Source organism: Mesorhizobium sp. WSM4847 (genome assembly GCF_055811335.1).
This window is the reverse complement of sequence record NZ_JBVVPY010000017.1, coordinates 1-12,584: the sequence shown is the minus strand read 5'-3', so window position 1 is coordinate 12,584 and position 12,584 is coordinate 1. Positions and strand designations below refer to the sequence as shown.

The following is a 12,584-nucleotide window of genomic DNA, read 5'->3' as shown; positions in this document are numbered from 1 at the left end:
TGCCGATCTCCCCCTCGTGGGGAGATGCCAAGTTGTGGCAAGGGGCAGGCCAGAGGGGGGCGCGGAAGGATCGCGGCCGAACAGGTTGTTTGGGCCGCTGCATTCTTCGGCTGTTAATGCCGCTTCCGCCTACATCGGCCGCCGGTCCGGCTGCGCCCGCTCCGGTTCGACCAGCCTGCGATAGAGATGCCACGTCGCATGGCCAAGCACAGGCATGACGACGGCGAGCCCGGCAAACAGCGGGATCGAGCCGATGACCAGCAGCACGGCGACCATCAGGCCCCACAGCGCCATCTGCAGCGGGTTTGTCATCACCGCCCGTGCCGAGGTCTCGATCGCCGAGACCGCGCCGACATCACGGTCGAGCAGCAGCGGGAAAGCGACGACGGTCGTCGCCAGCACGATCGCGGCGAAGACGAAGCCGGCCGCATTGCCGAGCAGGATCAGCGTCCAGCCTTTGGGCGTTGTCAGCACCTCGCGCACAAAGCCACCGATCGAGGCCGGCGGCTGAGCGCCGAACAGGCTGGAGTAGATCGATTGCGCGGTGAACAGCCAGAGCAGGAACAGTGCCACCAGCATGATGCCGATGACCGCGATCGCCGGCAGCGCCGGCGAGTGGCGCACCTCGAGGGCGTGCCACCAGGACGTGTCCATGCCGAGCTCGCGGCGGCGGCTGATCTCGTAGAGGCCGATCGCGGCGAACGGTCCAAGCAGGGCGAAGCCGGAAATCAGCGGGTAAAGGAGCTGGATGGCGTAGGCGCCGGATGTCGTCCACTGCGCCAGGATCAATCCGACCACCGGATAGATCAGGCACAGGAAGACGTAATGCGATGGCTTTGCCCAAAAATCCTCGACGCCGAGCCGCAGCACATCGATCAGGTCCGCCGTGGTGATGCGGCGCACCCTGGGCTGCACGTGCATCCCACGCGCGTCCGACATGACATGAAAGCTGGCCATACCCATTCTCCCGTATTCAGGGGGCGGCCACCGCCAGGATGGCCGCCCGTAGCTGCCACTTCAAGAGCGATGGCATGATAGCCGAATTCGATGTGCTTGTCGCGAATCGGGTGGGATTGAGCATGCGCGGCGCGGCACAGGCCGTGTTCGTGCCGCGCCGCTGGCGTGTGCTAGACACCAAATCGTTCAATCACCTCGGCCAGCGGAACGTGGCCAAGGCAGGCACCCGAACCCGCCGGCGTTTCGCCGTCCTCAATGGCCTGCGCGTACCGCACGTCCGGATTGCTTTCGATCCGACGGCGCAGCGCTGCCAGCCTGGGATAGGCGGCGCCGTCGACCGCCTGGTGGAACTCCGCCCAACGTGCCACGCCGATCAACGTGGTATCGGCCAACGTCAGGCGGTCGCCGACCAGAAAGTCGGTGTCGCCGATCATCGCCTCAAGCCGGTCGTGGCGTTCGGCAACGGCCTGGCGGCCGAAGTCACGCAAGGTCGCCAGCAGGGCCGGTTCGGCCGATTCCATTTCATAGGCAGCCCAGAGCGGGGTGAAAGCGGCGGTGAAACCGGTGTTCACGAAAGCCATCAGCTGATGCATCCGGTCGGCTTCCGGCGAGCGCGGGTCGAAGCTGATGCGACGTTGCGTGTCGCGGGCTTCGAGCCAAGCGGCAATCGCCATGGTCTCGGTGAGCACTCTGCCTTCGTCGGTGATCATCACCGGCGTTTCCTGACGGCCGTTGATGCGGGCATAGGCGTCGTTCTTCATTTCGGTGAGCATGTCGACGCGGCACAGGCGGTAGGGCTGTCCGAGGCGTTCAAAAGCAGCGACGAGCCCCATCGAACTTCCCGCCGGGACGCCGTAAAGGAGGATAGGTTCCATTTCTTTGTCTCTTCCATGTTCAGGGATCACGCTGCGCAGCGAAGCTTGACCCTAAACGCTGGTCGCCCCATGTAAATTACGCACTATTTTGTAACCAGGATCCGCCATGAAAGATGTCGTCTCAAGCTGCCCGATCGAAGAGGCCATGCGTGTGCTCAGCGGTCGCTGGCCGACCTTGCTGCTCTACTATCTGAAGGACGGGACCAAGCGCTTCAGCGACCTGAGGCGTGACAACCCGACCGTGTCGCACCGCATTCTGGCGCTGGAACTGCGCAAGCTGGAGGAAGCCGGGATCGTGCGGCGAACGGCGCATGCCGGCTATCCGCTACGCGTCGACTATGATCTCACGGCAGCGGGTCTCAAGCTTGTGCCGCTCATCGACGCCCTGGGCGACTGGTGGGAAGCTACCGACGATCGGGCCGGCCGGGTCTCATCGGCGCCAAGGCTCGTGGCGGCTGAGTAAGCAGTGGGGAAAATCTGACGATTGCAACTATACGTTGTGCAACTGCTTGGGTGGAATCAGCCGACCGGGCCGAATACCTCAGGGAGCGCGCAGCGCCAAACGTTGTCTACTGGCCAACACCTGCGGTTAACCAAACAACACACGTGGTAACCCTCCTATCACTAAATCACGTTTTTGGTGATTGTCACTTGAAATCCCCTCAATCACGTGTTAGGTGATTGAGGGGAGAATCATATGAAGACCGCGCAATACAAGCTGATCCTGAGCCGCGCTGGCAAACGCGCCATCGACATGACTTTCGCGGCTTATGCCGTCATGCACGACATCCTGGATCGCACCGCCTCTAACCAACGCACCAACACGTTTGAACTCCAGAAGCTCGCCTATGAAGCGATCCGCGCCGAGACGGGCCTGCCGGCGCGACTGGTGACCAATGGCATTCGCGAATACGCCTCCGGCGCCTGGTCGCCCGACCGGCTGCCGCTTGACGACAAGCTCATGTCCTTCAAGGGCGTCGACAAGGTTTCGATTTCTACCGTTGAGGGGCGTGTGATCGCGGGATTCCTGGCCACCGGCTACTCCGATAGCCAGGAGAAGGCGCAACTTTCCCATCTCGTACGGGATAACGGGGCCTATCTGCTCACCGTTCCGCTGTCGGCGGACATGCAACACAGGGAGATCGAAGCCATGCAGACCGAATCCATTTCCGGGCGCGTTTCGCGCCTCGCCGCCGGCCTGGTCGCAACCGTGATCGACGGCCTTGAGAAGAAGGCTCCCGAGGCGGTGGCCGAACAAGCGATCCGCGAGATCGACAAGGCCGCCGACGAGTTGAAATCCAACCTCGCAGCGCTTATCGCCGAGCGCAAGCGCTACACCCTGCAGAAGGACGACCTGACCGAGGAACGCGAGGGGCTGGACCAGAATATCCGTGTCGCCCTGCAAGAGGGCCGCGAAGACCTCGCACGGGCCGGTATTGGCCGTCAGGACGACATCGACGCGCAGGCCGCCTCTATCGACAAGCTGATCCAAGATGTTGATGTGCGCATTGACGAAGCGCGAGGCGCGCTGAGCGCCGCAAGTGCGGCCCGCCGCGATTCCGAGGAGCGGGTGAAGATAGCGCGTCGCGCCCGCGAGGCGCAGAACCCGGGCACGGCAGGCAACGCTGGCGGCGGGTTCCGCAAACCCGCACCGGAGGATCGCATTGCGGCCGCGCTTTCCAGCGTGGCGCGGCTGACCGACCTGCCCGCTGGCAAGCCGCGCGACAACGATCTTGTCGAACTCGAAGAATTTGGGCGCCAGCGCCGCATTGACGACCGGCTGGCGGCTCTGCGCAGCGAACTCAAGGGTAAGAAGTAGCGCCGATGGCAGAAATTCTCCACGCGCCGGCGCTCTATCTCTATCCATTGCTGGCAGGGATGTTGCTGGGTGTCCTGCAGATCGTCCTGTTCTTTGTTGGAGCCGGGCATTTTGACCATGGTAGCGGCGAAGACGGCGCGGTCGACCACCTCCTCGACGCCACACATCTGGGCGACGTATTCGATTGGTTGAATTTCGGTCGGGTACCCTTCGCCATCCTGATACTGCTTCTGCTGGTCACGTTCGGCATGGTCGGCATCATGCTGTGGCAGATCTTCCCGGCCTTGCCGGCGTGGAGCTACGCTTTTGGCGCGGCGCCGGCGGCGGTGATGGTCACGAAGATCACCGGCGGCTGGATCGCTCATCTCCTGCCGCAGGACGAGAGCTACGCCGTCAACCACGATCATCTGGTCGGGCGTCGCGGCACGGTCACGCTCGGGCCGCTGGACGACGGTCGGCCCGGCTCGATCCGAGTGCGCGATGAGCATGGCGAATTGCATACGCTGCGGGCGCGGCCCGCAGACGCGGGAATGAAAATCGAGAAAGGCGCCTTAGTCGTGGTGGTGAAAGCCGCCGAGGGACCTAGTCGTGTCTGGCTGGTAGTGCCGTTCGAGGAGCACATCTAGCCAGAGCTTTGGGCAAAGCTGAACATCAAACACTTTCAAATCTGGGGGCAAGTTATGGACAATATGGTTCAATTTCTGATCTGGGTCGGCATCGTTCTCTTCGTGATCGCGGTGATCGGCTTTGTGCTCGGGCGGCTCTACCAGCGCGCCGAACGTGACGAGGCCTTCGTGCGTACCGGCGTCGGCGGCCGCAGAGTGGTCAAAGACGGCGGCGCGCTGATCCTGCCCATCTTGCATGCGCTGGCGAAGGTCAAGCTCAACACCGTCAAGCTGGTGGTCGACCGCCGCCGCGAGGACGCCTTCATCACCTCTGACCGCATGCGCGTCGACATCCGTGCCGAGTTTTACGTACGCGTCGACGGCACGGATGACGGCATCGGCCTCGCTGCGCAGACACTGGGCGACCGTGTCAACGACCCGAAGGCAATCCAGGATCTGGTGGAAGCCAAGCTGGTCGACGCGCTGCGCTCCGTCGCCGCGCGCAACACCCTCGATCAGCTGCATGAGAATCGCTCGGACTTCGTTAAGGCGGTGCAGGACGCAGTCGAGACCGATCTGCGCTCGAACGGGCTGGAGCTGGAATCGGTGTCGTTGACGGGCCTCGACCAGACGCCGCGTGAGTTCTTCAACGAAACCAACGCCTTCGACGCCGTCGGTTTGGCCAAGCTGACAACCATCACCGAACAGCGCCGCAAGGAGCGCAACGAGGTGACGCGGAAGACCGAAGTGGCGATTGCCGAGCAGGACCTGAACGCCTCGCGCGAAAAGTACGCGTTGAAGCGGCAAGAGGAAGAGGCGCGGCTGGAGCAGGAGCGCGACGTAGTCTCCAAGCAGGCCTCCACCCGCTCCGAAATGGCCAAGGCCGAGGAAGCGGCGAAGCTCGCCGAACAGGCCGCCCAGATCGCGCGCGAACGCGAGATCGCCGAGCATGCGGCGGAAGCGCAGCGCGCCAAGGAAGAGGCGCGCATCAACTCTGAGCGCGAGGTTGAATTGTCGCGCCAGAATATGGCGGTGGCCATCGCCAAGAAGAGCCAGGAAACCAGCCAGGCTGAAGCCAAGGCCCGCGAGGCCGAGGCGCTGACGGTTGCGGCTGAAGAAAAGGTGCAGACGGCGCGCGAACGCGAAATCGCCGACCGTGCCAGGCAGATCGCCGTTCTGCAAGCACAGGAAGCGGCGGAATCTGAGGCTGTGTCGGTGACAGTTGGCGCGAGCGCCGAAAAGGCAGCGGCGGAAGACCGCGCCGAGGCGGCGCTGGTAGAAGCCCGCGCGGCGGCGGAAGCGATGAAGGTCCGCGCCGAAGGCGTGATCGCGGAAGGCGAGGCGGAGGCCGCGACCATCCGCGCGACGAACGAAGCGCGCAACCTGCTCTCCGACCGGCTGATCCAGCTTGAACTGACGCAGGCGCGGATCACCATGCTGCCGGAAGCATTAAAGGCGCTGATGGAGCCGGCGAGCCGTATCGATAGCATCCGCGTGTTCGACACGGCGGGATTTTCGGGCGGTCGCTCGGGCGGCGAAGGCGGGCGTTCGGGCCTGGGCGATCTGGCCGATCAGTTGCTGAAGTTCACCGGCAACAAGTCTCTGATCGACGCGCTCCTGAAGGAAGCCGGCATCGCCGGCGCCGGTGGCTCTCTGAAGGATCTGGTCTCGACGCGGCCGCGGGAAACGGATGCTGACGGGGCCGGTCTGTTCGAGGAGGCAGACGGGGCGGACGACGAGCTGGTCGCCCCCCTGCCGGGGATACCGAGGGCCTGAACTGCCCGAGCGCTGATTTGATCGGGCCTGGAACAATCCACGCCCGATCTATTTGCCAGCCAGGATCGCGTTTATGTCAGGCAGGCCGCCTTGCCGCCACCGTGCTGCCCACCGGCGAAGGCGCCGGCGCTGCTGTCGACGTGGGATGGCCGCGCGGGCGCGGCACCCTGATGGCTCATGGCTGGCTTGAAGCGGCGATCACGGGATAGTCGGTATAGCCGGCGGAGCCGCCACCATAGAGCGTCGCCTGATCGAACACGGCCAGCGGCGCGCGCGTCTGCAGCCGTTCCACAAGATCGGGATTGGCGATGAACGGTCGCCCGAAGGCGAACAGGTCCGCCTTGCCGTCGGCAAGCCGCGACCCCGCGAGCTCAAGGTCATAGCCGTTATTGGCGATATAGGTGTTGTTGAAGCGCCGGCGGAGTGATCCGAAGTCGAACGGCGCGACATCGCGCGATCCGCCCGTGGCGCCCTCGACGACATGGATGTAGACGATGCCCAAAGCATCGAGTTGATCGACGATATAGTCAAACTGCGCCTGGGGAGCGCTGCTCGAGACGCCGTTGGCGGGCGAGATGGGCGAAATCCGGATGCCGGTGCGCTCAGCGCCGATCTCCTCGACCACCGCAGTCGCAACCTCCAGCATCAGCCGGGCGCGGTTCTCGACCGATCCGCCATAAGCATCCGTGCGGAGGTTCGCGCCGTCCTTGGCGAATTGGTCCAGCAGATAGCCGTTGGCGCCGTGAATCTCGACGCCATCGAAGCCGGCCTCGATGGCGTTCGCAGCTGCTTTGCGGAAATCCTCCACGATGCCCGGCAATTCATCCAGTTCGAGTGCGCGGGGCTCCGAAACGTCGACAAAGCCGTTGCCGACGAAGGTCTTGGTCGCGGCCCGGATCGCCGAGGGCGCGACGGGGGCGGCGCCGTTCTCCTGCAGATCGACGTGCGAGACGCGACCGACATGCCAGAGCTGCAGGAAAATCCGCCCGCTCTTGGCGTGCACGGCGTCGGTGACCTTGCGCCAGCCGCCGATCTGCGCCTGGGTGTAGATGCCGGGCGTGTCCTGGTAGCCCTGTCCCTGCTGCGAGATCTGCGTGGCCTCGGAAATCAGCAGGCCGGCCGACGCGCGCTGGCCGTAATACTGCGCGGCGAGATCGCCTGGAACGAAGCCCGGGCCAGCGCGATTGCGCGTCAGCGGCGCCATGACGATACGATTGGAGAGGGTCAGCGAGCCGAGAGTATAGGGCTCAAACAGCGTTGTGCTTGTCATAGGTCACCTTTGTTTGTCCCCGCCGCGGCGGGTCGTCTATCGAAACGGGATCGTTGGTGCTCAGGCGACCGTGCGGTACCGCTCGGCGGGATGTTCGTTCCGATAGTTCGGAAGCATGGCCTGGCGTGCGGCCTGAAGCGCGTCCCACTGCCCGGCATCGGGTAGCGGCGGGATGGTCACCAGCTCGCGGCGGTCGAAGCCGACCAGCGCCGCATCCACCAGATCGTCGACCTCCATCACGTTGGAAAGCGTGTTGACGTCGGCGCCGACATGTCCCCAGATCTCCGTTCGCGTCGTGGCGGGAAGCACAGCCTGGACGTAGACACCCTTCGGCGCGAGCTCGAGGCTGAGTCCCTGCGACAAAAACAGCACGAAGGCTTTGGTTGCGCCGTAGACCGTCATGCCGAACTCCGGCGCCAGGCCGACCACGGAGCCGATGTTGACGATCGCACCTTCGCCGGCCGCCGCAAGACGCGGGGCAATGGCGCTGGCAAGCCGCAGAAGCGCGGTCGTATTGAGCGCAACCAGCCGCGCTACGTCATCGGTGCTCTGCTCGATAAAACTTCCGCCGATGGCCGTTCCGGCATTGTTGAGGAGAATTCCGATGCTGGCGTCCTCGCGCAGCCTCGTCTCCACCGCTGCAAGCTCGGCAGGCTGCGTAAGATCCGCCTGGATGATATCGATCGCCACGCCGTTTTCCTGACTTAGACGGGCCGCCAAGGCCTCCATTCGTGCCTTGTCACGGGCAACCAGCACGAGGTCGTGCCCGCGGCGCGCGAAGCGCTCGGCATAGGCGGCTCCGATGCCGGTGGAGGCGCCGGTTATGAGGACTGACGGAATGGTCATGGCATTGCTCTTTTCGCTGATGGACTCTATATTCATGACGATCATCATGAATGCAGGTAAATATGATACCCATCATGTAAATGTCAACGGCGCCGGCGGAGGATTTTGAAATGAAGGTCAGTCGGGAACAGATGGCGGAGAACCGCCGCCGAATTCTGGATGTTGCCAGCCGGCTGTTTCGCGACAAGGGGTTCGACGCGGTCAGCGTGGCGGAGGTGATGAAAGCCGCTGGGCTCACCCATGGCGGCTTCTATGGCCATTTCAGCTCGAAGGACGACCTGATCGCCCAAACCCTTGCCCATGTCATCGCCGCAGACTCAAGCGGAGGGGGCGACCTTCGCGCCTATGCAGATGCCTATCTTTCGCCCCGGCATCGCGACAATGCCGCCGGTGGTTGCCCGACAGCGGGCCTTGTTGCGGACATCCGCCATCAGACCCCGGCTGCACGCTCGGCCATGACCGAAGGCCTTCGCTCGCAGATCGACCGTATCGGCAAGACGCTGCCGGAGTTGGATCCGGTAGACAGACGCCGCACAGCGATCGGATGCTGGGCAGCGATGGTGGGGGCAGTGATCCTCGCCCGGGCTATCGACGATCCCGCGCTTTCGGATGAAGTTCTGGAACAGACGCGTGCCTGGATCGATACCGGGATCAGCCAGGTGTCTGCCAGATAGCCGCCAGGAGCGCCCTTGAGCAATGCGGCTACCGGGGTGGTTGGGCGGCAAGCTTGGAGAATATCGCGCCGCAGCGCGCATCAGCGGGGTTCGCGGACGGCTAAGGGGGCAGCGAGCGAGATTTCTGAACGCCTGCCCGGCAAAAGCCACTATTGCCGCTATGTCAGGCAGGCATGACGCTCACCGACACCGCCAATCAACCATCCCTAGAACCCCGCTCTGACGAAATGCGCCCGACGCCAAACAGGCGAATGCTGCTTAGAGCTGCCGGCCTTGCCGCACTGGCCGGGCTTGCCGCTTGCGCCACTGTGCTGCCCACCGGCGAAGGCGCCGGGGTCTCCGCCTCCGCCGTCGGCACGCTGGCGGGCATCCGCGCCTCAGCCGGCCTCGAACCGCTTGTTCCCGACCGTCAGCTCGAACAGGCAGCCCTGCAGCAGTCCGGCTATATGGCGCGCGGCGGCCGCATGACCCGCTCGACCGGCTGGGGCAAGGGATTTGCTTTGCGCGTCAAGGGCAACGGCATTGCCGGTGCTGCCGCCGAAAACATCGCCGATGGCCGTTTCGATCAGCAGAAGCTGTTCGACATCTGGATGCATTCGGCCGGCCACCGCCGCAACATGCTCGACCCGCGCTTCACCCGCTTCGGCCTGGCCTATGTGCGGGACGGCCGCGACAGCTCGCGGCGTTACTGGAGCCTTGTCCTGGGCAAATAGCAACGCGGGCACAGGGCAATCCGCGCTGGCGGCAATGCCGCCTTGGCTGAGGAGATCATGGTCGACCCGTCAATCCATGGGTTCGCCACTGAGCATTTTCTCGATGTCAGGGGCCGAAACCGGCTCGCTGAAATGATAGCCCTGCATTTCATCGCAGTTGTTCTTGCGCAAGAAGGCCACCTGATCGTCCGTCTCGACGCCCTCGGCAATGACCCTCAGATTCAAATTTTGACCCAATGATATTACGGCGCTGGCGACAGCCTGGTCGTTTTCGTCAGCAGCGATATCGTTGATGAACGACTTGTCGATTTTCAGCCGCGCCACTGGAAAGGTCTTGAGCGCACTGAGGCTGGAGTAGCCTGTTCCGAAATCGTCGATCGAGATCTGAACGCCCAGGTTTTGCAGCTGGTTCATCGTTGCGACCGCCAGGTCGATATCCTGCATGATCAGGCTTTCGGTCACCTCCAGCTCGAGATATCTGGCCTCCAGACCGCTGACTTTCAGGGCATCGGCGACGCGGCCGATCAGGTTCTTTTCCCTGAATTGCCGCGTCGACACATTCACGCAGACGGTCATCGGCGGCAGGCCGGCATCCTGCCATGCCTTGTTCTGCCGACAGGCCTCGTGCAGGACCCAATCGCCGATCGGCACGATCAGACTTGTCTCCTCGGCCGTCGGAATGAAGGCGTTCGGTGCCATCATGCCCCGCGTCGGATGATTCCAGCGAAGCAACGCTTCGACGGCAAAGACGAGGCCCGACCGAAGGTCGACCTGCGGCTGATAAAACAGCGTGAATTCCGAACGGGCCAGGGCGTTACGCAAGTCCTCCTGAAGCACGAATTTCTCATGCGCTCTGGTGTTGAATTCGGGAGCGTAGAACTGGAAATTGTCGCGGCCGAATTCCTTGGCGCGATACATGGCCGCATCGGCATTGGCCAGCAGCGTGTCGGGGTTGGTCCCATCCTTGGGGTAGCTGGCGATGCCGATACTGGCCGTCGCCCTCAGCCGATGTGCTCCGAGCTGAACCGGCTCTGCAATCGCCGCCCGAATTGCTTGCAGGGTCTCGGAGATGAGATCGACATTCGTCGGTTGATCGAACAGAACGACGACGAATTCGTCGCCACCAAGCCGCACGACCGTATCGGTCGCCCTTACGCGCTCGACGATACGGCCGGCTACGGTCTTCAACAGCTCGTCCCCGGCATTGTGGCCAAGCGTGTCATTGACGAGTTTGAAATTGTCCAGATCGATGAACACCACCGTTACCCAGCGATCGTATCGCTGCGCGTAGAGGATCGCCTGCGAAAGCCGGTCCTCGAGCAGAGCGCGATTGGGCAGTCCGGTCAGCACATCATGGTTGGCCATGAAGTGGATCCGATCTTCGGCCAGCTTGCGCTCGATGGCGATCCCGGCAATACGCGTCGTGAAATCGATGAGCCGGGTCTCGGCCGCGGTCGGCTCGCGCACGGTCGTCGAGTACATGGCAAAGGCGCCCAGCACAGCGCCCTGGTGCGACAGGATCGGGGTCGACCAGCACGAACGGTAGCCATAGGCCGCCGCCAATTCGCAGTGATCGTGCCAAAGCGGGTCGTGCATGATGTCCGCGACAATGACTGGCTCGCGCCGGTAGGCAGCGGTTCCGCAGGATCCCATTTTGGGGCCGACGGCGATCCCGTCGATGGCGCTCGTATAGGCCTTTGCCAAGCTCGGCGCGGCGCCGTGCCGCAAGTGGCTGCCATCCTTGTCGAGCAACAGGACGGAACCGAATATCCCCGTCAACTGAGACTCGGCGAGGCGCATGAGGCAGTCGAGCACATCTTCGAGCGGGGCGCTCGTCGCGATCATTTCCAGTATCTGCGCCTGCCCGTCTCGAAGGGTGTCCGCTTGCTTGCGGGCGGTGATGTCGTGGGCGATGCCGACCAGACCGAAGATATCGTTTTGAACATTGCGCAACGGCACCTTCGTCGACGAAAACCATTTGCCGGCGCCTGACGCATCGACAACGAACTCTTCCTCATCGATCATCGGCTGTCCGCTGCGCAGCACGCCTTGCTCGATGGCGCGAAACTTCTGCGCAAGGTCGGGGGCATGAAGATCGGAATCGGTCAAACCGATCATGTCACTGGTTTTGGCCTTGCCGCTGTCGGAAGCAATGGCCCTGTTGGCGACGACGAAGCGGCTTTCGGTGTCCTTCACCCACAGGTAGTCGGGCACCCAGTCGATCAGCGTTTGCAGCGAGATGCGCTCGTCGACGATCAGGCGATTGGCGGTGAGTTCCGTTATGTCCTCATGCGTGGCCACCCATCCGCCGTCAGGCATCGGCTGATGGCAGATCTGAATTGTCCGGCCGTCGGTGAGATTGGCGGTCCAGTTTCTCAAGGTCGTGCCCGAATTGACCGCTCGGGCGAATGCGAGATAAGCGTCGCTGGCCATCGCGGATGTCCCGGCAGCGATGCGGCGTTCGACGATTTCGCCCAGCGTCCGGCCGGGGCGCAAGTGTTCGGGCGCGATGCGGTAAATTTCCGCATAGCGGCGGTTGCACAGGATCAGCCGTTCAGCGGCGTCGAAAAAGCAGATGCCTTGCGAGATGTTGTCGATCGCCGTCTCGAATCGCAGCGCCTGTTGCTCGAGTGTTGCGATCGTAGCCCTGAGTTCGCGCTCGAGCGTCTCGTACGAGGAGCCCGCCAGTTTCGCCAGCGTGGCAAGCTCGGTCGATTCGGGCGCCTGGGCGGCTTGCCTCGATGATTTCGTGACCAAACACAGTTCCTCCGGTTCGGCGCCTGGCGCAAAGCAAGGAAAGCTCGCTGCAAGCTAAGCGACCGCATAGTGGTCCAGATATACTAATGGCATGTGAACCGGGTCGATGCCGACCGGGGCATGGCGCAGTTCTTGCCTTCTCCCCTTGTGGGAGAAGGTGGATCGGCGCGCAGCGCCGAGACGGTTGAGCAACCGTGCTTCAAACGGAAGCCGGGTTCCAGGGTTTGTTGGTGCGCACCATAGCGTTGAGGGTTGTGATGAGCTTGCGCATGACGGCGACGATGGCGACCTT

The 12,584-nt window shown here is 63.3% G+C and carries 11 protein-coding genes; 6 read left to right on the top strand and 5 right to left on the bottom strand.

All coding sequences use genetic code 11. From position 1 onward, the window contains the following. Nucleotides 1–129 precede the first annotated feature (129 nt). Nucleotides 130–957, bottom strand: coding sequence for a DUF2189 domain-containing protein (locus tag AC0L28_RS22970; RefSeq protein ID WP_419696669.1), 828 nt, complete (start codon nucleotides 955–957; stop codon nucleotides 130–132). A 170-nt stretch (nucleotides 958–1,127) separates the two neighbouring features. Further along, the gene (locus tag AC0L28_RS22965; RefSeq protein ID WP_023802258.1) at nucleotides 1,128–1,832 is read right to left on the bottom strand and encodes a glutathione S-transferase family protein; all 705 of its coding nucleotides are present in this window, start codon (nucleotides 1,830–1,832) and stop codon (nucleotides 1,128–1,130) included. Between the two features lie 106 nt (nucleotides 1,833–1,938). Between AC0L28_RS22965 and AC0L28_RS22960 the strand changes: the two genes are divergently transcribed. The 4 genes from AC0L28_RS22960 to AC0L28_RS22945 all read left to right on the top strand — a co-directional run bounded on the left by AC0L28_RS22960 (nucleotide 1,939) and on the right by AC0L28_RS22945 (nucleotide 6,032). Then, nucleotides 1,939–2,295 carry a winged helix-turn-helix transcriptional regulator gene (locus tag AC0L28_RS22960; protein ID WP_473480368.1) on the top strand — a complete coding sequence of 119 codons (357 nt, stop codon included), beginning with the start codon at nucleotides 1,939–1,941 and terminating at the stop codon, nucleotides 2,293–2,295. Nucleotides 2,296–2,529: 234 nt separating this feature from the next. Further along, a complete protein-coding gene (locus AC0L28_RS22955) occupies nucleotides 2,530–3,651 on the top strand; it encodes a PspA/IM30 family protein (RefSeq protein WP_473480366.1) in 1,122 nt (373 codons plus the stop codon). A gap of 5 nt (nucleotides 3,652–3,656) precedes the next feature. Further along, on the top strand, nucleotides 3,657–4,277 hold the full coding sequence (locus AC0L28_RS22950; protein WP_473480364.1) for an OB-fold-containig protein: 621 nt from the start codon (nucleotides 3,657–3,659) through the stop codon (nucleotides 4,275–4,277). A 54-nt stretch (nucleotides 4,278–4,331) separates the two neighbouring features. After that, a complete protein-coding gene (locus tag AC0L28_RS22945; protein WP_473480362.1) occupies nucleotides 4,332–6,032 on the top strand; it encodes a flotillin family protein in 1,701 nt (566 codons plus the stop codon). 175 nt (nucleotides 6,033–6,207) lie between these two features. On the opposite strand, the gene AC0L28_RS22940 is transcribed toward AC0L28_RS22945, so the two are convergent. Both AC0L28_RS22940 and AC0L28_RS22935 read right to left on the bottom strand, forming a co-directional pair. Next, complete coding sequence (locus AC0L28_RS22940) at nucleotides 6,208–7,302, bottom strand: alkene reductase (RefSeq protein WP_023802253.1); 1,095 nt, start codon at nucleotides 7,300–7,302, stop codon at nucleotides 6,208–6,210. 60 nt (nucleotides 7,303–7,362) lie between these two features. Continuing rightward, nucleotides 7,363–8,148 (bottom strand): SDR family NAD(P)-dependent oxidoreductase, encoded by a 786-nt coding sequence (locus AC0L28_RS22935; RefSeq protein WP_023802252.1) that lies wholly within the window; start codon nucleotides 8,146–8,148, stop codon nucleotides 7,363–7,365. Between the two features lie 110 nt (nucleotides 8,149–8,258). Here AC0L28_RS22935 and AC0L28_RS22930 point away from each other — a divergent pair, with 110 nt between their 5' ends. Together AC0L28_RS22930 and AC0L28_RS22925 are read left to right on the top strand one after the other, a co-directional pair. Continuing rightward, nucleotides 8,259–8,822, top strand: coding sequence for a TetR/AcrR family transcriptional regulator (locus AC0L28_RS22930; RefSeq protein WP_287298297.1), 564 nt, complete (start codon nucleotides 8,259–8,261; stop codon nucleotides 8,820–8,822). A 227-nt stretch (nucleotides 8,823–9,049) separates the two neighbouring features. Then, the gene (locus AC0L28_RS22925) at nucleotides 9,050–9,535 is read left to right on the top strand and encodes a CAP domain-containing protein (RefSeq protein ID WP_473480487.1); all 486 of its coding nucleotides are present in this window, start codon (nucleotides 9,050–9,052) and stop codon (nucleotides 9,533–9,535) included. Nucleotides 9,536–9,604: 69 nt separating this feature from the next. Here the strand turns inward: AC0L28_RS22925 and AC0L28_RS22920 are convergent, their stop codons facing one another. Beyond that, nucleotides 9,605–12,292, bottom strand: coding sequence for an EAL domain-containing protein (locus AC0L28_RS22920; protein WP_023802249.1), 2,688 nt, complete (start codon nucleotides 12,290–12,292; stop codon nucleotides 9,605–9,607). Nucleotides 12,293–12,584: the final 292 nt, after the last annotated feature.